The sequence below is a fragment of the Streptococcus sp. WM07 genome (assembly GCF_004570525.1).
Classification (GTDB): Bacteria; Bacillota; Bacilli; order Lactobacillales; family Streptococcaceae; genus Streptococcus.
The window spans coordinates 1-21119 of the sequence record NZ_SPPZ01000016.1 but is presented as its reverse complement, the minus strand read 5'-3'; the positions used below and the strand labels follow the sequence as shown (position 1 = coordinate 21119).

The window sequence follows — 21119 nt, the reverse complement described above, 5'->3', positions numbered from 1 at the left end:
AACTGATTCTCCTTTTTTTCTATTGTAACACGTTTTGACTAGAATTCTGATCTTGTTCCGCCAGTTTCTGGTCCAAATTTTGGGCTAAAAAGCTGGTCAATTGGATTAAGGCTTCTAGAATTTCATAGTCTTTTTCGTTTCTAAGGTTGAAAATCACTTCCATCTTTCCTTGAACATCACTTAATTGTGCCTTCAAATTGGTCTGTGATAAGGATTGGAAATAATCTTGAGCTAGGAAATAACGACTTGCTTTAGGAGCAAAACGAAGGCAGATGGCTCCATTTCTAACTAGAATATTTTCTACAAACACCTTATCTGCATAGGATTTTAGAAGCCCAATCTCAAGTAGATAGGCTACTGAATCAGGATATTCCCCAAACCGGTCGATCAATTCTTCTTGTAATTCTTGATAAGCTTCCTGCCCATCAATATGACGAATCCGTTTGTAAATTTCAATTTTTTGCCGTTCATCCTGAATATAATCTGATGGCAAATAAGCGTCGATTCCCAGAGAAATTTCTGCATTGGTTCCCTGTTTGGCTTGAACCTTGCCTTGCTTTTTAGCAATGGCTTCTTCTAACAATTGGGAATACAATTCAAATCCAACCGAATCGATAAAACCACTTTGAGAACTTCCCAGTAGGTTACCTGCTCCTCGGATAGATAAATCCCGCATGGCAATTTTAAATCCACTTCCCAGCTCTGTAAATCCTTTGATTGCATCCAATCGTTTCTCAGACACCTCGGTGAGGCTCTTACCTGGTCTGTAAAACAGGTAAGAATAAGCAATACGGTTACTCCGTCCCACACGCCCTCTTAATTGATAAAGAGTTGACAACCCCATGTAATCTGCATTCTCGATAAAAAGAGTATTGGCATTAGGAATATCAGCACCCGTTTCAATAATCGTTGTCGTCACTAACACATCGTAGACGCCATTAATAAAGTCCAAGAGAGTATTTTCAAGACGAACTTCTGACATTTGTCCATGAACATAGCCAATAGAAGCCTCTGGAATAAGTTCCTGCAGCTCAGCCACCTTCAATTCGATGGTCTCTACACGATTATAGAGATAATAAGCCTGTCCACCTCGCTCAATCTCTCTAAGCACAGCATCGCGAATTACTTGAGGATTTGTTTCCATTACAAAAGTTTGAACAGGATAGCGATTGGTTGGCGGTGTCTCGATAACAGATAGGTCACGAATTCCTAGCATCGACATATGGAGAGTTCGAGGAATCGGAGTCGCTGTTAGTGTTAAGACATCGACTTTGGTTTTCAGCGCCTTTAACTTCTCCTTATGCTTAACGCCAAACCGCTGTTCTTCATCAATAATGATTAAACCTAAATCAGAAAAAATGACATCCTCTGATAAAAGCCGATGGGTTCCGATAATGATATCCACCTGTCCCTTGGCTAGTTTTTCAAGTGTAGTAGCCTGCTCTTTCTTACTTTTGAAACGACTAAGGCCATCGACCTCGACAGTAAACTCTGCAAATCGTTCTTGGAAGTTCACCAGGTGCTGTTGGGCTAGGACAGTCGTCGGAACCAATACTGCTACCTGCTTATGATCCTGTACGGCTTTAAAGGCTGCTCGCATGGCTACTTCGGTTTTTCCAAAACCGACATCTCCAACAAGGAGACGGTCCATCGGTTTATCTTTTTCCATATCTTCCTTGATTTCCTGGATACTCTTGAGTTGATCCTCAGTCTCTACATGAGGGAAATCATTATCAAATTCTTCCTGATCAGGACCATCCGGAGAAAAGGCAAATCCCTTGAGTTGAGCACGTGCTGCGTAGAGTTTCAACAAGTCATCCGCAATATCCTCTACTTGCTTTTCAACTTTCCGTTTGGTTTTCTGGAAACGACCATCATTTAATTTATTAAGTTTTGGAGTTTTCCCATCACTGGCCACATATTTGGACAAAAGGTCCAATTGGTCAACAGGCAGAGAAATCCGATCGCCATTCTCGTAGCGAACCGTCACATAGTCTCGGTGACTTCCAGACACTTCCAAGGTTTCAATCCCCAAGTACTGACCAATACCATGAATTGCATGGACTACATAATCACCTTTTTCCAATTCTTGGTAATTTTTGAGTCGTTCCGCATTGGAAATTGTTTGCCGACGAACCCGACGTCTATTCTTTTTATGGAAGAGCTCCTTCTCCGTGATCACCAAAATTTTTTGATCTTGGAGTTGAAATCCTTGGCTGAGTCCTAGTTGACACAGTTGGATCTCATTAAGCTTGATTTCGTCGGGTTTTGAAACTTCAATTGTCAACTTGTATTCCTGTAAAGAAGATTGTAAAGTTTGTAATTTTTCTTTCGAGTTGATGTCAAGTAGAATGGTATATCCTACTTTTTGAAATCGAACCAACTCATCCTTGATCAAAGGTAATTGATTAAAATAATCCTGTATTGGAAATTCTTGAAATTGATAGAGATTGCTTAATTTTAAGTTCCCAAAGCCTCTCTGAATATAGGAAAAGAAAGTTGTCGGCTTATAGAGTCGCCATTTTGAATAGCTATCTATATAATATTTTTGTGTTGACACTGCTTTGTCAACTTGTAATTGGTCTGTCAAGAACTGAGCAACTTCTAATTCTTGTTGAGCTTTTTTATCTGTCAACCGTTGAAACTCATCAAAAATGACCAATGTTTGCTGAGGGAGGTAGTCGAATAGACTCCATTCCTCAGCATAAAAATACTGAAGAAAGCTCGGATAGGCTTCATGATAGGAATAACTACGAATCGCTGCAAGAAGTTCCTGAAGATAGGAGAGAAGAGTTGGATTTGAGGGGGATTCCATCAGTTCCAGTAAGGCTTCCTCTGCCCGCTGATAATCTGCCTGACTGATTAGTTGATCGAGTACCGGTCTTAACTCCAAGCTTTCCATTTGCTCTTGGGAGCGTTGATGGTCTGGGATAAAGGTTCTGATATTATCCAATTCATCGCCAAAAAACTCTAAGCGATAGGGAAACTCCTCGCTTAAGGGATAAATATCGAGAATATCACCACGTTGACTGTATTCTCCCACTTGGGACACCTGACCAACTTTTTTATACCCCATTTCAGTTATGGCTTTTAAAAGCTGATCAAAGGGATAGGCTTTCCCTAGTTCCAATGGCATCTTATAGGAGGCATAATTCTCTGGCTTAGGCAAACGCAGACCAAGAGCAGCCAAGTTGGTAATCAAAATTCCTTCTTGATTACTTTGAAGAAATTGTAGACTTTGAGCCCGCATATAGCCCTTCTCCTTAGAGGCAAAGGCCAACTCTACTGCTGCTACATCCTCTGCTAGAAACGGGTGGACTTTTTCTGGTCCCACCAAGGCAATGAGATCACTCTCTAATCGCTCAGCCTCAACCATACTAGCCACAACTACCACTATTGTTGTTTTTTTCCGCCGTAAAAGACTCGCTATAGCGAGGGCTTTGCTACTAGCAGACAATCCTAAAATTAGTTGTCGAGAATCTTTCTCAAATCCTTCTTGCCAATCATTGATTTGCTTATTGTTCTCAAAAAGCGAAATGAGGTCTGTTTTAGCCATTATAACACCTCATTGTTGCTTCTAGGTCTCTTGTATCAAGATAATCATACAAGGCTTCTGTAACGCGTTCTAGGGCTTCTGTAATATGTACTTGGTCATCTGGAGTAAATTTCCCCAATACATAATTTGGTACAGACTGCTTTGGCTCTGGGCGACCAATCCCAATTTTAAAACGTAGAAAATCAGAGTGTCCTAATAAGTGAATGATACTCTTGATACCGTTATGTCCTCCAGCAGACCCCTTCGCACGCAAACGTACTTTTCCAACTGCCATGTCCAGGTCATCATAAATAACCAGTAAATCCTCAACATTTAAACCATAATAAGCCAACAGAGCTTCGACAGCCAGTCCACTTTTATTCATAAAAGTCGTAGGTTTTACTAAATAAATTTTCTCCCCTTTGTAAAAAAAGGAAGCTACTTCTGCTTGAAAAATACGGTCTTCTTTAAAAGTGACACCCTCTCTTTGAGCGATTTTGTCGACATATTGAAAACCGATATTATGGCGGGTATTTTGATATTTAGAGCCTGGATTTCCCAAGCCAACAATAAGTTTAGTCATGTTTCCTCCAATACGAAAAGAGGCTGGAAAAGGTACCAACCTCATTTTTATTCTTAAACGTTGAAACGGAACTCCATGATATCTCCATCTTGCACAATGTACTCTTTTCCTTCTTCACGGAGACGTCCAGCTTCTTTTACAGCTTTCTCGCTACCATAAGTCATTAAATCATCGTAAGACATTGTTACAGCACGAATAAATCCTTTTTCAAAGTCTGAATGGATAATCCCTGCCGCTTGTGGAGCCTTCATCCCTCGCTTAAATGTCCATGCACGAACTTCCTTTTCACCTGCGGTGAAATAAGTTCCCAAGCCTAGGAGATGGTAGGCCGCACGTGTTAATTTATCAACACCAGATTCAGTTAGGCCCATTGCTTCCAGAAATTCAGTCTTATCCTCATCATCTAACTCTGAGATTTCTTCTTCGGCCCGAGCTGAGATAACCACTACCTCAGCATTTTCAGTTGCAGCAAATTCACGAATTTGTTGCACATACTCAATAGCGTCTGGATCCGCTACTTCCTCTTCCCCGACATTGGCCACATAGAGAACTGGTTTTGTAGTCAAGAGGAAAAGACCTTTAACTACGGCTTCTTCTTCTGGACTAAAATCAATTGTACGAGCTGATTTGCCATCTTCAAGAACTGGTTTGATTTTTTCTAACACAGAAAATTCAGCGACAGAGTCCTTATCTTTCTGTGTTCGAGCCATTTTTTCAACACGCGCATAGCGTTTGTTAATACTTTCCAAATCGGCCAAAATCAATTCCAAATTAATTGTTTCGATATCTGCCATCGGATCGACAAAGTCAGATTCACGTCCTTGCTCACGCATAACATTTTCATCATTAAAAGCCCGAACGACATGAACAATGGCATCTACTTCACGAATATTAGCCAAGAACTTGTTCCCAAGCCCTTCCCCTTTAGAAGCTCCTTTTACGATACCTGCGATATCCGTAAATTCAAAGGTTGTCGGGACTGTTTTCTGAGGCTTAATAAATTCAGTCAATTTGGTCAACCGTTCATCTGGTACTTCTACTCGACCAACATTGGGATCAATCGTCGCAAAGGGATAGTTTGCAGCCTCTGCTCCCGCTTTTGTAATTGCATTAAATAAGGTGGATTTTCCAACATTTGGTAATCCCACAATTCCTGCTGTTAAAGCCATGTTTACTCTCCTCTTTTCAATTCAATCCATTATATCATATCAGACCAAAATAGGGAGTGTGATGCCAACTTTCCTGCTTTAGAAAGCGGTTTTCTCATCACACCCCCATTCGGTTCACTTATTTTAAGATCTTTTTCATTTTTCGTTCAAAGTCATACCGACTCATCATGGTTAAGTGCTGGCAATTATGACAGCGGAGTTTAATATCTGCACCTAGTCGTAAAACTTCCCAATCATTCGCTTTTTTTCCAGTTTCTTTTACCAAGCACGCATGAGGTTTCTTCATTTCGACCCTAGTTCCAACTTGATACATTTGACCTCCTAATTTGTACGAACTGGAGTTATTAATTGAATGAGATGATCATCTTCGATTCCTTTTAGAGTAAAAGGTCGAATAGAAGAAATAAAGCTCAATTCAACTTCTTCAGCCTTAATGGCTTTTAAGGCCTCAATCAGATAGTTAGGGTTAAAACTAATACTCAAGTCGTCTCCAACTAGCTTCACAGTTTCAAGCTCCTCATCCACTTGGCCTACCTCAGGTGAATGAACATAAGAACGTACCATTTGATCTTTAATCTCCACTTTTACAGTACCATTCTGAGTAGCGTTGGAAAGGAGACGTGCCCGTTCCATGGCTTGACGTAAATGGGCAACATTAAAGGTGATTTGACTATTGAAATCTTTTGGAATCAATCGATCAGTATCTGGATAGTTCCCTTCAAGTAGGCGTGTGTAGAAAGAAATATACTCACTCTTAAAGAGCATCTGGTTGTGAGCAAAATAAACTTCAACAGTTTCAATACTATCATCAAAGACCGCTGTAAATTCTTTCAAAGAGCGACTAGGGATGACTACGTCAAAATGATCACCAGCATTGTCTAGTTGAATCAGTTTTTGACTGAGACGATGAGAGTCTGTTGCAACTGTCTTCAATTCTTTTTGATCATTGAGGACAAAATGAACCCCTGTTAAAATTGGACGACTTTCTTGATTACTTGCTGCAAAAGCTGTTTCAGAAATCAACTCTTTTAAAACCTTAGTTTCTAACAAAAGAGGATTTTTCGCAGAGACTTCTTGAATGCGAGGATATTGATTACTGTCTTTTCCTTTTAGAGTGATTTCAGATTTCCCACTTTTTAAAACTAATTGCTGATGTTCAATTTCTTTTAATTCTAATTCAACAGAGGGAAGGCTGGATACAACATTAATGAAAAAATTCGCTTCTAAAAGGAGACTACCTGGAGCATCAATGACTAGTCCAGCATCTTCTTGATCGATAGGAATAAAATTTTCAATTGAAATTTGACCATTGGAGCCAATTAAAGTAATTCCTTCAGGTTCAACTTCCATTTTTAAAGTTGAGAGAATTGGAATTGCATTTTTGGGACTAATTGCTCGTTTAACGGTATTTAAGGCATGGAGGAAGAGATTTTTGTTAACTGAAAATTGAAACATGGCTTCTCCTTTATTTATTATTTTAGTTATAAATAGTTAAGTATTAGTAGTAGGTCTTGTGGAAGTTGTGGAAAACTAGCTGAATGCTAGGCAAATTCAGTCATTGAAGTTGTGCACAACCTGTGAATAACTGTGGGAAAAGTTCAGGAGTTATCCACAGGTCATTTTTTGAGGTTTTTCTTGATTTCCTCAATTTCTAAAAACAGACTTTGATCATCTTTGATTTGTTTCTTAATTTTTCGGTGAGCATGGATGACAGTTGTGTGGTCCTTACCTCCGAAAGCTTTTCCAATTTTAGGTTGAGAATTGTCGGTTAGTTCTCGACTGAGATACATGGCAACTGAGCGAGCCAAGACAATATGTTGTTTTCGAGAAGTTCCCTTCATCTCCTTGATACTGATTCCATAGAATTTTCCGACTTCTTCTTGGATACTTTCAATTGGAATAACAGTTATACGACGGACATCCTCCTTGCGGGAACGAATCGCTTGTGCTGCTAGTTCGACTGTAATCTTCTCAGCACCTTGGACGTCAGCGACTAAACGAATGTCATTTAGAGCTCCCTCTAGTTCTCGTACATTGCTGTCGAATTGATTGGCTAAATATTCGTAGGTTTCAATCGGGAAGGTATAGGGAAGATTTTGGGTTTTAGACTGAAGAATGGCAATCCGTGTTTCATAATCGGGAGGAGTAATATCAGAGATATTTCCCCATAAAAAACGTGTGACCAGTCTTTCATGGATTCCGTTTAATTGTTCAGGTCTTCGATCACTGGTTAAGACAATCTGTTTTTCATTATTGTAGAGGGCTTCAAAGGTGTTAAACAATTCCTCTTGGGTGCTTGTCATACTATCTTTATTAAGAGCCTGAATATCGTCTATAATGAGTAAATCAAGATTCCGAAAACGTTCTTTAAACTCTTCTTGCGTTCCAAGTCGAATGCTATCAATGAAAGAATTGAGAAAGTTCTCTGCAGAGATATAGAGTATGCGGTTTGTTGAATAATTCTCAAAGTAACGGTTTCCAATCGCATTAATGAGATGCGTTTTTCCCAATCCTGGTCCACCGTGTATAAAGAGAGGGTTGTAGGTGTTACCAGGTGCATCAGCAACAGCCATAGCTGCTGCAAAGGCAAATTTATTGCCATCTCCCAATACAAAATTTTCAAACTGATATTTTTTCAATAGACCAGTTTCTGTTTGAGTTTGAGGGCGAATATTAGTTGGAGTTTGATAGTTTTCTTGATCTTTGTAGGCTATGGAGCTAGGAAGTTCGAAGGTATAGTGTACTTGCAGCTCTTTCTGGAATAATTCAAATCCTACAATAATGATATTTTCTTGAATTTGGAGTTCCCAGAAATCCTGTTTAGCAGGGAGATCGAGATAAATAGTCACGACGTCATTATGAATTGAAACAAGCTTAGCTGTATCAACAAAGAAGCGCATGGTATTTTCATCGTGTGTTTTTTGACAGAGCTCTAAAAATCGTTGCCAAAATTGTTGATTTTTGTCCATAGCGATTCCTTTCTTGTGTATAACTCAATTAGTAGGATTATATCATAGACTCAAGTTTTCCACAACCTGTGGATTAGTTTCCACATGTTTAGAAACAGTTATCCACAGGTTGTGGATTTCAATTCTTTCTTTGTTAAATCAGCTTTTTCTCTGTGAATAATTTTGAGAATAAAAAAGAAAAACCCACAAGTCTATTTTAACTTGTGGATAATTCGTTCGTATTCATAGAGGTTTTTATAGAAGATGGTAATACTACCTTGCTTGTTGGATTTTTGTTGAATTTGGATGCGCGTGCCAAGAGCTTCTTGTAATTGGCGTTCAGCTTCAGCGAGAAAGGGATCCGCCTTGCTGGATTTCGGAGTCATGTGTTTATCTTTTAATTGTTTTTCAAGCTGGCGTACCGACCAGCCCTTGCTTTTTATCTCTTGGAGCAGGTAGATTTGTTCTTCTGCTGTCAAAGGTAACAAGAGACGCGCGTGGCCTGAACTAAGTTGTCCCTGGCTAAGGGCTTCCTGAAGGGAAGGGGCTAATTTCAGGAGACGTAGGCTATTACTAATATAGGGACGGGATTTGCCTAATTGTTGTCCGATATCTTCATGGGTTAAGCCGTGATTTACAAGCTTTTGGAAAGCTAGGGCTTCTTCGATGGGATTCAGATCTTCTCGTTGGAGATTTTCAATGATGGCTTGTTCCATCATTTGGGAATTGGACAGTTCTTTTACCAGGGATGGGATAGTGGTCCAGCCTAGTTTTTTACAGGCGCGTAGGCGCCGTTCTCCAGCCAGTAATTCATAACCAGTAATCGGAGATTGACGGACAATAATGGGTTGGATAAGGCCATTGACAGCGATGGATTGACTTAATTCTGTCAAGGCTTGATCCGAAAATTGACGTCTGGGTTGATAGGGATTGGTCTGAATATCCTGAATCTTAATGTCTGAGATGTAATCCATTAGTAAAGTATAACACCGCTTTACGAAAATGTAAAGCGGTGCGATGCTTATGGATTGAGATCTTTCGTAGATTTGTTGAGCTTGACGTCGACTTTCTCTAATTTACCATCACGGTAGTACTCAATACTAATGGTATCGTTGATGTTTTTACTGTAAAGGGCACTTTGTAAATCGCTGGTTGATTCAATATCGGTATCGTCAATCTTAGTGATAACGTCATATTGTTTCAATTTACCGTCAACAGGGAAACCAGCTTGAATCGAGCGTACTACGACGCCACCTTGTACCTCTTCAGGAAGTTTGAGTTGATTCCAGTCACTGGTGGAAAGATTTGCCAGGTTGAGCATGCTGATGCCAAGGGCAGGTCGGCTGATAGAACCGTTTTGTTCTAACTGTTCAACGATGGCGATGACTTCATTTGAAGGAATCGCAAATCCCATTCCCTCAACGGATACACCAGAAATGCTAGAGGCAATTTTACTGGAGGTGATTCCAATAACTTGTCCGTCAATATTGATGAGGGGGCCACCTGAGTTACCAGGGTTAATGGCAGCATCTGTTTGGAGAGCCTTTGTGGAGATGGTTTGTCCATCTTCTGAGCGAGAAGTTACAGTACGCTCTAGGCTTGAGATAATACCTTGGGTGACAGAGTTGGCATAGTCTGTTCCCAGTGGGCTACCGATAGCGATGGCAGTTTCTCCAATACTTAGCTGACTAGAATCGCCAAAAATTGCGACTTCTTGGACTTTATCAGCTGGGATACGAACAACAGAGATATCAGAATAAACATCTGAACCGACTACTTCTCCCTCAACCTTGCTGCCATCTGCAAATTGAATATCGAGGCGGCTAGATCCAGAAATAACATGGGTATTGGTGACTAGATAGGCATATTTGCCATCTTTTTTATAGATGACGCCAGATCCTTCTCCAGCGGCAGTATCTTCTCCATTATCATTTGGGCTAAGGTTAAAAATACTGCTACTTTGATCTGTTTCAGCATAATTAATGACGGATACAACAGCATTTTGAACCTTATTGACGGCAAGTGTTGTGCTGGTTTCATGTTTTTGTGTTTTTTGTGGAACGACTTGCGTTTGGTTGTTTAGCAAATGTTGATTTTGAGATAATTGATTGCCAGCATAGCCTCCTAAAAAACTAAGTCCGAGGATACCAGCAGCAATCACTGGTGTTTTTAATGATTTATTTTTCATGTGGGCCTCCAATTCACAAGTTGACTATATAAAATCAGACTTAATTATAGCTTAAAACAAAAAAGTTATCCACAAATTGTGGATAACTTTGTGTATAATGGGGATATGAAAGTAAAGTTTATCACAGTTGGAAAACTGAAAGAAAAGTATTTGCGAGAAGGAATTCAGGAATATCAAAAACGTTTATCGCGTTTTACACAAGTGGAGATGATTGAATTGCCTGACGAACGCATTCCGGATCGGGCTAGTCAAAGCGAGAAAGAGCACATCATTGAAAAAGAAGGCCAAAGGATTGCAGCTAAAATTCAAGACCGGGATTATTTGGTTGTTTTGGCGATTGAAGGTCGTTTACAGTCTTCCGAAGAATTTAGCAAGGAGTTAGCTCAGGCGACCCTTAAAGGCTATTCCACTTTGACTTTTGTTATTGGTGGGAGCTTAGGATTATCGGAAAAATTGAAAAAACGGGCCAATCTACTGATCAGTTTTGGACGTTTGACACTGCCCCATCAACTCATGAAATTGGTCTTAGTAGAGCAAGTTTATCGTTCTTTTATGATTCAGGAGGGGAGTCCTTATCATAAATAACTGTCCAACGGTAAAGTCACTGTCATAGACTCTTTCTTTAGAAATAAAAAATTTTAGGCTTCTTGCATGCTTTGGCTTTATTTGGTATAATAAGGAGCATTGGTCCCATAGCTCAGCTGGATAGAGCATTCGCCTTCTAAGCGAACGGTCGCAGGTTCGAATCCTGCTGGGATCATGTAGAGCGTCTATGTAAATGAGGGACTGGTTCAATTACCAGTTCTTTTTTTGACGGCTCTTTTAAAAATAGCTGCTTGTTTTTTTTTTGGAAATGATGTCTATTTTTTTCATTTCAGGCAGTTTTTTATACATTTTGGGGTTTGATTCCCTATAGGAGGCTATTTTAAGATATAGTATACAGTTGCTATGGAAGTTCATTTGTTTTTACGAGACGATAGTCCGTTTCATCTGCTTTTATTGTTTATCCGTGCTATGGGCCTGGGCTGGCTCTTTTTTAGTCTACTGAGAAATCGATTGAAAAGACCCTTCTTCTTTTATTTCTGTATTTATGAGTTGGTGCTTGTAGGAATGGGTGCCCTGCATTCTGTTTTTTTTCATTTCCTCTTATTTGCAGAGCCTTTCATACTCTCGTGGTTACTATACCGGAATACCTACGAGAGTTTTCGTTTCTCTTCTTATTCAGTGGGGATTCTCTATCTAGGTTTTGATTTGTTACGAGGTTTTTTTCTGTTTTGTCTATATACAATCGTAGGTCATGAATTTTTTGTTGATTTTCATCTTCTCCTGTATAGTTTGATAGCTGGTTTGTCCCTTCATACCTTATATTTGTTGTTTCAATCTTTCCATCGGTATTTGTTATTTATGGATGAGCCCTGTTTTCGGAAGCAGATTCGAACGTCTTTCTGTTGCTTTATTGTGATTCATTTTTTCTTAACTTTTTCGCAAATTGCGACTTGTTCGATGTTATCCATTGGTTGTTCCGGCTTTTTGCGAACAGCATCGCTTTATATTTTTGCTTTTGTTATCTTGCGGTTGCGGTTATCTATTCTTTCTTTTGAAAAAAAGGAAAGAGAAAATAGGTTACCTATGACGAAGCTCTGCAAAAAGTTAGGGTGTATGTATCAAGATTTAAGGGGATTTCGGCATGATTTTACAGGGATGATGGTGAGTTTTACGGTAGCAATTGAAAGTAGGGACTGGGAACTTGTTGAAAAATTGCATAAAGAGGTGTTGATGGAGGCCAATGAAGTCATGACTTCCCGAGAATATTCTTACTTTGATCTCTGTTTGTTGGAGGATAAGACGATTCGGAGTTTGATTTTCCACTATCTTTGTCAGGCACAGGAAAAAGAATTGAATTTTTATTTAGAAATTCGGGATAAGGTGCCTCCAATGGAAGTAAATCAATTAGCCTTAGTGAGGTTGTTGAATATCTTGCTGACCAATGCTATTGAGGCGGCTCAGGTATCTGAGGAGAAACGAATTGATTTGGCTTTGTTTAGAAGTGATCAGGGACTTGAAATGATTTTAGGAAATAGTCGTCCTTCTGGCGAGTTGAATATTCAGAAAATCTTTCAGCCTGATTGGTCAACCAAGGGATCTGGTAGGGGGACAGGGTTATTTACAGTTCAGCGAATCTTAAAGCATGAGGAAGCTATGTTATTGGAGACTGAGATTGTTTCTCAGCATTTCACGCAACATCTAACGATAAGGAGTCAACTATGAAAGTACTGATTTTAGAGGATCAGGTTCATCATCAGATTCGATTGGAAGGAATCTTAGAGGAACTTGGTGAGGAACTTCAGCAAAAACTAGATATTCAGTCGACGGGTAAACTAGAAGAATTTATGGCTTATCACGCGCAAGCAGAGGTTCATCAACTCTATTTTTTAGATATTGAAATTCAAGATCAGAAGCGAACAGGACTGGAAGTGGCGCGTGAAATTCGGCAGAATAATCCTTATGCGATTATCGTGTTCACTAGCTCCCATTCCGAATTTGCTTTGTTGACCTTTCGTTATCAAGTAGCAGCTTTGGATTTTATTCCAAAGGATTTGGAAAAAGATTTATTTCGTTTGAGAATCCGTAAGGTCTTGGAATATAGTCGCTCTCATTTTTTAGATTTGGATACTGGGGAAGACTTTTTTGATTTCAGTACCAAAGGGGAGCGACTCCGCATTCCCTTTCAAGATATTTTTTATATCGAAACAGCGGCTAGCTCACATAAGTTAAGAATTGTTGGCAAAAATTTTATCAAGGAATTTTCTGGAACCTTGCAAGAATTGCGTCGTTTAACCGATGGCCAAGGGAACGAACGTTTCTTTTGTCCCCATAAATCTTATTTGGCGAATATCCAAAATATTCGGGGATGGGATAGTCGAAAGAAAGAAGTTTTATTTTCTGGTCAAGCCAGTTGTCCCTTATCACGTCTACGTTTTACAGCCATGAAAGAATTATTAGACGAAAAAAATAAAAATTTTTGAAAAAAAGTCTTGCATTTCTAAATTGGAGTTGCTATAATTATTCTTGTCCTTGAGACAAGATGGTCCGTTGGTCAAGGGGTTAAGACACCGCCTTTTCACGGCGGTAACACGGGTTCGAATCCCGTACGGACTATAAGTTGAGTCGGAGTTTCTCCGACTTTTTTGTTTGAAAAAATAAGACGCCCTCAATCAGTGATGATGTTCTGATTGGGGGCGTCTTTTCTTGAAAAAGGGTATTAGTTCTGATTAGTCTGAGGTTTATGCCTAAGCCAGTGTTGATACCTTAAGAAGAGTAGGAGGGAGATGAGACTAATCCAAAGACCGGGGTAGAAACCTTGTGGAACAAAGATTAGTTTGATATTACCAGTTCCTTTTGCAAGATCAATAGCCATAAATCCGGTTTGGGCTTGTCGAATTGGAATCTCCTCGCCATTTAGGTAGGCTTTCCAACCTTTGTCGTATGGGAGTGTTACAAAGAGGCTGGTTTCTTTATCCGTTTGATAGCGAACTTCTAGCTGGTTGTCCTGTGTATGAACTTGGGGTTGCTGCTCTTTTAGTTTGGTAAAGAGGGCTTCTAAACTTTCTTGTGGGACACTGTAGACATGAGGTTCTTCGTAACTAGCTGCTGTAGCACTTGGGAAGAGGAGTTTGATTGTAACTTCTTTTGCTTCTGGGAAGTATCCCAAATCGAAGAAGGAGAATGTGTTGTCTAAAGTATAGGTGTAAGAGGTTCCGTCAATGAGAAGCTGAACAACAGAGTCTTCCTCGTTTGGAAATTGGATATTTGGGAGACTGAGGTAGAGCTGTTGATTTGCTGGTGCTTCTACCACAAAGGTTGTTTGTGGAGGAGTTTCCCCTTCTTTCTTGATTTGACGATTGGTGTTACTTTCATAAATAGGAATTTGGTTAAAGAGAGGAGAACTGAGTCCAGTCAAGTGTTGCAGAAGATTTCGTTGGTTATCAAGGGTTAGTTTAGATAACTCGATATCTTCATACGTTTTCTGGGTTAGGAAGGCAAAGGGGAGAGCCCAGTGATTTTCTTTTAGTACATAGTCTCCTTCGGCTTGAACTGGATTAAATCCTAGCCGTGGTGGTTGATTTTTACCAATGATGTAGCGGATACCAAAGAGGCTATCCATTAGGACAGTGTTATTTTGGTAACGGAGATTGAGGTTGCTACCAGAAGATTTGTAACCTAGTACATCCAGAGTACTGCTGGCTAAACGATTTCGTACAGATGAGAATTGAGAAATGCCATTCAATCCGTACTTCATCGTATCATTTCCAGTTTGGACTTGGAGGAACTCTGTTCGATAGAGTCCGCTGTCCATCTTGTCTTTTAAGGACATTATTTCTTCTTGTCCTTTTTGGTAGGATTCTAGAGAGGCAAAGCCCCACTCATTGGTAATTCCTTGGATGTGGTAAAAAGAATTGCAACCAAGTTCTACGATTAGGAAAAAGCTAATCGCCAAGCTATAGAAGAGAGAGGACAATTTTGCTTTTTTATAAGCCCAGAATAGTAGTAAATAGGCTCCTAAGAATTCAAACGTCAAAAAAAAGTGAGTACTGTTGAGGTAGGAATAGTGTTCTTTCGCGAAATACCAAGTTAGCCCCCAACCTAAGACTAAAAAGAGAATGAAGAAGAGAACTTGTTGAAACTGGAGTTCTTCCAATCGTTCTAAGACAGTTGCGGCCATCCAAACAAGGAGAATGGAGAAGAGCCAGGAATAACGGTGAAGGAACATGTTTGGCGCGTGGAATCCTTGCCAAAAGAGATCTAGTGCTTCTAAATAAAAACTAGCAATGAGGAAACTGATGAGTAGTCCATAGGAAAGTTTCACATGAAACGGTATGGACTTCAGGAGGAAGAAACAGAGACTGAGAATTAAAGGAATCAGTCCAACATAAATCATCGGAATGGATCCGTATTTGGTAGTATCAAAAGCTCCAATTAGGGTTTTGGCAAAGATATCGAGATACCAGGCGGCCTCTGTCAAGAGACGGTCAATCTCGGTTAAGGATTCTCCGTGACCTCTAAGATCTAAGAAAGTAGGGAGGAGCATGATGGCACTACTGGCTCCAGATAAGATAGATGTTATGAGGAAACGAGGAATGCTTGCTAATCGCTTCTTGAAATCCCAGCTTAGTTGAACAAGATACCAGAGAGGTAGGAAGATGACCATCATATACCCAAAGTAGTAGTTTTGGATGAGAAGAAGAGTTAAAGTAATGTAGTAAAGTCCTACTTGAGCACGCTTGACAAGTTTATCTAGCCCATATAGAATAAGGGGTACTAAGATAAAGACGTCTAACCAAGTTTTGATTTCAAGTTGACTTACTGTAAAGCTCATAAACGTATAGCAAAGTGAGAGAACTAAGGCTAGGTAGAGTTTTAGATTGTTGAAAGTTCCTTTGATAGCAGTGAAACTTGACAATCCAATACAAGAAAACTTGAGGATTGTCAGAAGGTAGACAGCATTGGGCATACTTTTAACATCAAAGAAATAAACCAAAGGGGAGAAAAAACTTCCTAAATAGTAGGAACTAAGAGCATAGAAATTTAACCCCAAGCCAGTTGTAAAGGAGTAAAACAAGCTATCTTTTCCATGTAAAATATCTCGTAAAGCAATGTCAAAGATAACGTACTGGTGAAACCCGTCTCCGAGCAAGGGGCTTTTGGGACTGGACCAGTAAATTTCCTGACTATAATAGAGTAGGATCATTCCAAGCGTTGGAATAATGAATGAGAGGCAGGGAAGGTAGTACCTCTTAAGAAAATTGTTCATAATAAGTCCTATATAAAAATGGAGGCTAGGACATGAGTCCTGGCCTCGAAGTTTATCTGTAGATTTAAATGCTAGAAGAGGATTTAATCTTTCCAAAGTTCCTTAACTTTAGCTTGTACTTCCTCATTATCAAGGAATTCGTCGTAGGTTTCGTCGATGCGATCGATAACGCCATTTTTTGAAAGTACAATGATGTGGTTAGCTAGCGTTTGAATAAATTCATGGTCGTGACTAGCAAAGATAATACTTTCTTTGAAGTTTTTTAGACCGTCATTGAGGCTTGAGATGGATTCCAAATCTAAGTGATTTGTTGGATCATCTAAAACGAGGACGTTGGATTTGAGTAGCATCATTTTTGACAACATGACACGAACTTTTTCTCCACCTGACAAGACATTAACAGATTTGTTAACCTCATCTCCACTGAAAAGCATACGACCTAGGAAACCTCGAAGAAATGTATTGTCATCTTCTTCTTTACTTGCAAATTGACGCAACCATTCTAAAATGGATTCATCACCTGCAAAGTCTTTAGAGTTGTCTTTAGGTAGGTAACTTTGACTTGTGGTTACTCCCCACTTGACAGTTCCTTCGTAATCAATATCTCCCATAATAGCACGGATGAGAGCTGTTGTTTGAATATCATTTTGACCAATGAGGGCTGTTTTATCCCCTGGTCGGAGGATAAAGCTAATGTTGTCGAGAATTACTTCGCCGTCAATCTTGACACTGAGATTTTCAACTGTCAAGAGATCATTACCGATTTCGCGTTCAGCTTTAAAGTTGATAAATGGGTATTTACGGCTAGATGGTACAATTTCTTCTAGGACGATCTTGTCAAGCATCTTTTTACGTGAGGTTGCTTGTTTAGATTTACTAGCATTTGCTGAGAAGCGAGCCACGAACTCTTGGAGTTCTTTGATTTTCTCTTCTGCTTTAGCATTACGATCTGCCTGTAACTTCGCAGCAAGTTCGCTGGATTCTTTCCAAAAATCATAGTTTCCGACATAGAGTTTGATTTTTCCAAAATCAAGATCGGCCATGTGTGTGCAGACCTTGTTTAGGAAGTGACGGTCGTGGGATACGACGATGACGGTATTGTCAAAGTCGATGAGAAAGTTCTCTAACCAAGTAATGGACTGGATGTCCAAACCGTTGGTCGGCTCATCGAGGAGGAGAACGTCTGGTTTACCGAAAAGGGCTTTGGCTAAAAGGACCTTTACCTTCTCACCATTGGTCAGCTCACTCATGTTTTGATAGTGGAGGTCTTCGGGAATATTGAGGTTTTGGAGTAATTGGGCTGCTTCACTTTCAGCTTCCCAGCCTCCTAATTCTGCAAAGAGTCCTTCTAGTTCGGCTGCGCGGACACCATCTTCATCTGAAAAATCAGGCTTCATATAGATAGCGTCTTTTTCTTTCATAATGCTGTAAAGATGCTCATTTCCCATAATGACAACATCAATGACACGCTCATCTTCATAGTCAAAGTGATTTTGACGAAGAACGGATAGGCGTTCTTCTGGTCCTAGGCTAACATGACCTGTTGTGGGTTCAATATCACCAGCTAAGATTTTGAGGAAGGTGGATTTACCGGCACCATTAGCCCCGATAAGACCATAGGTGTTTCCTTCGGTAAATTTGATATTTACCTCGTCGAATAGTTTGCGATCACTAAATCGCAATGATACGTCTGATACTGTAAGCAATGGACTTCTCCTATTTTTAATATTATTTTCATTTTACTAGAAAGGAGGCTATTTATCAAATCTTGACTTAACCTACGGAAGACTATAAAATAGTATGCATCAGAAAAGTAATCTTGTCTCCTCTAAAGAGAGCTTGTGGTTGCTGTAAACAAGTGTGGAACAAGGTGAAGATTGGGCTGATAACTGACATTTGTTAGAAATAAAAGGGATGGGTTTTTCCCATAAAAGAGGTGGCACCGCGGTAAATCGTCCTCACAGAGTTTTTTCTGTGCGGACTTTTCTTTTTATTTCGCTAACTGTAGAAAGGGATTCTATGTCTAAACCAATTATTTTAACAGGAGATAGACCGACTGGAAAACTTCATATCGGTCATTATGTGGGAAGTTTGAAAAATCGTGTTCTTTTGCAAGAGCAAGGAGAGCATCAATTGTATGTGTTTTTAGCGGATCAACAAGCATTAACGGATCACGCCAAAGATCCACAGACGATTGTAGAGTCCATCGGGAATGTGGCTCTCGATTATTTAGCAGCTGGATTGGACCCAACGAAAACGACAATTTTCATCCAAAGTCAGATTCCAGAGCTAGCAGAGTTGTCCATGTACTATATGAATTTGGTTTCACTAGCTCGTTTGGAGCGTAATCCAACTGTCAAGACAGAAATTGCCCAAAAAGGTTTTGGAGAAAGTATTCCGACGGGATTCTTGGTATACCCTATTGCGCAAGCTGCGGATATTACAGCTTTTAAAGCGAACTATGTCCCAGTTGGGAACGACCAAAAACCGATGATTGAGCAAACGCGTGAGATTGTCAGAAGCTTTAATCATGTGTACCAAACAGATGTCTTGGTAGAACCTGAGGGAATCTATCCTGAGAATGAATCAGCAGGGCGTTTACCTGGCTTGGATGGGAATGCTAAGATGTCGAAGTCATTAGGCAATGGGATTTACTTGGCAGATGATATGGATACTTTGCAAAAGAAAGTTATGAGTATGTATACAGATCCAAATCATATCCGAGTGGAAGATCCGGGTCAAGTAGAGGGGAATATGGTCTTTTATTACTTGGATGTTTTTGGGCGTCCGGAGGATGCACAGGAAATTCAAGCCATGAAGGAACATTATCAACGTGGGGGTCTAGGAGATGTAAAAACCAAACGTTACTTATTAGAGATTTTGGAAAGAGAACTCGGACCTATCCGTCAACGCCGTTTAGAATTTGCTCAAGATATGGGACAAGTTTATGAGATGTTGAGAAAAGGGAGCCAGGTGGCTCAAGAAGTTGCAGCTCAAACTCTTGATCAGGTTAAAGAGGCTATGGGGATTCGTTATTTTTGAAACTAGTTTATATTAGTTGACAATTCATTTGAGAGTGATAAAATATGTTCAATCGATTGGGGATACCTAATATGAAGTTTAAGAAAGAGGAGAACAACCATGTCAAATTGGGATACTAAGTTTTTGAAAAAAGGATATACCTTTGATGACGTCTTGCTAATTCCAGCAGAGAGTCATGTGCTGCCAAATGATATTAATTTGCGTACGCAATTGGCACCGAATCTAACCTTGAATATCCCTATTATTTCAGCTGCTATGGATACTGTGACAGATAGCCGGATGGCTATTGCCATGGCAAGAGCTGGTGGACTCGGTGTAGTTCACAAAAATATGTCTATTGAAGAGCAGGCGGATGAAGTTCGTAAAGTAAAACGATCTGAAAATGGTGTTATCATGGATCCGTTCTTCTTAACTCCAAATCATTCTGTATCTGAAGCGAATGAATTGATGGAGCGTTATCATATTAGTGGTGTACCAATTGTAGATTCTTTTGAGAGTCGTAAATTGGTTGGTATTATCACGAATCGTGATATGCGTTTTATCACTGACTTTGGTCAGGCTATTCGTGAACATATGACCAGTGAAAATTTGGTCACTGCTCCGGTTGGCACAGACTTGGATATAGCGGAACGGATTCTCCATCAAAATCGAATTGAGAAATTGCCACTAGTTAATGAAGATGGTTCCTTGGCTGGTTTGATTACCATTAAGGATATTGAAAAAGTCATTGAGTTTCCAAATGCTGCGAAAGATCAATATGGTCGCCTGTTAGTAGCAGGTGCGGTGGGTGTTACATCAGATACTTTTGATCGAGCAAGAGCTTTGTTTGAAGCAGGTGCAGATGCAATTGTCATTGACACGGCTCATGGTCATTCAGCAGGAGTTTTGCGGAAAATTCGTGAAATTCGTGAAGTATTCCCTGATAAGACTCTTATTGCAGGAAATGTCGCAACTGCTGAAGGGACACGTGCACTTTATGATGCCGGTGTAGACGTGGTTAAAGTTGGAATTGGACCTGGTTCGATTTGTACAACACGGGTTATCGCTGGAGTGGGTGTACCACAAGTAACAGCTATTTATGATGCTGCGGGAGTAGCACGTGAATATGGTAAGACGATTATTGCAGATGGTGGTATTAAATACTCAGGTGATATTGTGAAAGCCCTTGCTGCTGGTGGTCATGCTGTAATGCTCGGCTCGATGTTAGCTGGTACGGATGAGGCTCCAGGTGAGACTGAGATCTTCCAAGGACGTAAGTTCAAAACTTATCGTGGTATGGGAAGTTTAGCAGCTATGAAAAAAGGCTCCAAAGATCGTTATTTCCAATCATCTATTAATGAGGCGAACAAATTGGTTCCAGAAGGAATTGAAGGACGTGTTGCCTATAAGGGAGCTGCTTCTGACATTGTCTTCCAAATGGTTGGAGGTCTTCGCTCAGGTATGGGCTATGTCGGTGCAGGTGACCTCTCTCAACTTCGTGAAAATGCTCAATTTATGGAGATGAGTGGTGCGGGTCTTAAAGAAAGTCATCCACATGATGTGCAGATCACAAATGAAGCACCGAACTATTCAATGCACTAATAATAACTAAAAAAGAGGCTGGGCAAAAACTAGCCAATAATTGAAAAATCACAGAGAATTTGTATTTGGTTTTCGCCAAAAGATACAAATTTGTCTGTGATTTTTCTTTGTCTTTTTCATATTGGACTAACCTCTTAGTCAATTTTGTAAGATTCATGCTCATTAAGAGGAGCCCTAACTCTGTTTCCACGTTTTGATTTCCTCGAACATGAACTCGGCGTACGCCAAAAACACCCTTCATCCTACCAAATATAGGTTCGA

General features: G+C 39.9%; 15 protein-coding genes, 2 tRNA genes and 1 other annotated feature. Of the genes, 7 read left to right on the top strand and 10 right to left on the bottom strand.

Annotated elements, in window-relative coordinates:
* Positions 1-19: 19 nt before the first annotated feature.
* From mfd to E4T71_RS03260, 8 genes are all read right to left on the bottom strand, one after another.
* Positions 20-3559 (bottom strand): transcription-repair coupling factor, encoded by a 3540-nt coding sequence (mfd, locus tag E4T71_RS03295; RefSeq protein ID WP_194181246.1) that lies wholly within the window; start codon positions 3557-3559, stop codon positions 20-22.
* Positions 3549-4118: an aminoacyl-tRNA hydrolase gene (gene pth / locus E4T71_RS03290; protein ID WP_135036778.1), complete on the bottom strand. Its 570-nt coding sequence runs from the start codon at positions 4116-4118 to the stop codon at positions 3549-3551. The genes mfd and pth overlap by 11 nt, the downstream gene beginning before the upstream one ends.
* A gap of 53 nt (positions 4119-4171) precedes the next feature.
* The gene (gene ychF, locus E4T71_RS03285) at positions 4172-5287 is read right to left on the bottom strand and encodes a redox-regulated ATPase YchF (RefSeq protein WP_135036776.1); all 1116 of its coding nucleotides are present in this window, start codon (positions 5285-5287) and stop codon (positions 4172-4174) included.
* A gap of 118 nt (positions 5288-5405) precedes the next feature.
* Complete coding sequence (locus E4T71_RS03280; protein ID WP_135036774.1) at positions 5406-5600, bottom strand: DUF951 domain-containing protein; 195 nt, start codon at positions 5598-5600, stop codon at positions 5406-5408.
* Between the two features lie 8 nt (positions 5601-5608).
* Positions 5609-6742, bottom strand: coding sequence for a DNA polymerase III subunit beta (gene dnaN / locus E4T71_RS03275; protein ID WP_135036772.1), 1134 nt, complete (start codon positions 6740-6742; stop codon positions 5609-5611).
* Positions 6743-6903: 161 nt separating this feature from the next.
* Positions 6904-8256, bottom strand: coding sequence for a chromosomal replication initiator protein DnaA (gene dnaA / locus E4T71_RS03270; RefSeq protein WP_135036770.1), 1353 nt, complete (start codon positions 8254-8256; stop codon positions 6904-6906).
* Between the two features lie 191 nt (positions 8257-8447).
* Entirely contained in the window at positions 8448-9209 is a 762-nt protein-coding gene (locus E4T71_RS03265; protein WP_135036768.1) for a ParB/RepB/Spo0J family partition protein, read from the bottom strand.
* A gap of 47 nt (positions 9210-9256) precedes the next feature.
* Positions 9257-10423, bottom strand: coding sequence for a S1C family serine protease (locus E4T71_RS03260; RefSeq protein ID WP_135036765.1), 1167 nt, complete (start codon positions 10421-10423; stop codon positions 9257-9259).
* Positions 10424-10528: 105 nt separating this feature from the next.
* Here E4T71_RS03260 and rlmH point away from each other — a divergent pair, with 105 nt between their 5' ends.
* From rlmH to E4T71_RS03235, 5 genes are all read left to right on the top strand, one after another.
* Positions 10529-11008 (top strand): 23S rRNA (pseudouridine(1915)-N(3))-methyltransferase RlmH, encoded by a 480-nt coding sequence (rlmH, locus tag E4T71_RS03255; RefSeq protein WP_135036763.1) that lies wholly within the window; start codon positions 10529-10531, stop codon positions 11006-11008.
* Between the two features lie 101 nt (positions 11009-11109).
* Positions 11110-11183, top strand: a tRNA-Arg gene (locus E4T71_RS03250).
* 899 nt (positions 11184-12082) lie between these two features.
* A complete protein-coding gene (locus tag E4T71_RS09765) occupies positions 12083-12691 on the top strand; it encodes a GHKL domain-containing protein (protein ID WP_167758466.1) in 609 nt (202 codons plus the stop codon).
* A complete protein-coding gene (locus E4T71_RS03240) occupies positions 12688-13449 on the top strand; it encodes a LytTR family transcriptional regulator DNA-binding domain-containing protein (RefSeq protein WP_135036757.1) in 762 nt (253 codons plus the stop codon). The genes E4T71_RS09765 and E4T71_RS03240 overlap by 4 nt, the downstream gene beginning before the upstream one ends.
* Positions 13450-13510: 61 nt before the next feature.
* A tRNA-Glu gene (locus E4T71_RS03235) sits at positions 13511-13582 on the top strand.
* 103 nt (positions 13583-13685) lie between these two features.
* On the opposite strand, the gene E4T71_RS03230 is transcribed toward E4T71_RS03235, so the two are convergent.
* Both E4T71_RS03230 and E4T71_RS03225 read right to left on the bottom strand, forming a co-directional pair.
* A complete protein-coding gene (locus E4T71_RS03230; protein WP_135036755.1) occupies positions 13686-16235 on the bottom strand; it encodes a YfhO family protein in 2550 nt (849 codons plus the stop codon).
* 83 nt (positions 16236-16318) lie between these two features.
* Positions 16319-17941 carry an ATP-binding cassette domain-containing protein gene (locus E4T71_RS03225; RefSeq protein ID WP_135036753.1) on the bottom strand — a complete coding sequence of 541 codons (1623 nt, stop codon included), beginning with the start codon at positions 17939-17941 and terminating at the stop codon, positions 16319-16321.
* A gap of 85 nt (positions 17942-18026) precedes the next feature.
* Positions 18027-18198 (top strand) — a binding site (T-box leader).
* A 56-nt stretch (positions 18199-18254) separates the two neighbouring features.
* Between E4T71_RS03225 and trpS the strand changes: the two genes are divergently transcribed.
* Both trpS and guaB read left to right on the top strand, forming a co-directional pair.
* Positions 18255-19277 carry a tryptophan--tRNA ligase gene (gene trpS / locus E4T71_RS03220; protein WP_135036751.1) on the top strand — a complete coding sequence of 341 codons (1023 nt, stop codon included), beginning with the start codon at positions 18255-18257 and terminating at the stop codon, positions 19275-19277.
* Positions 19278-19376: 99 nt separating this feature from the next.
* Positions 19377-20858, top strand: coding sequence for an IMP dehydrogenase (guaB, locus tag E4T71_RS03215; RefSeq protein ID WP_135036749.1), 1482 nt, complete (start codon positions 19377-19379; stop codon positions 20856-20858).
* The last annotated feature ends 261 nt before the right edge of the window (positions 20859-21119 follow it).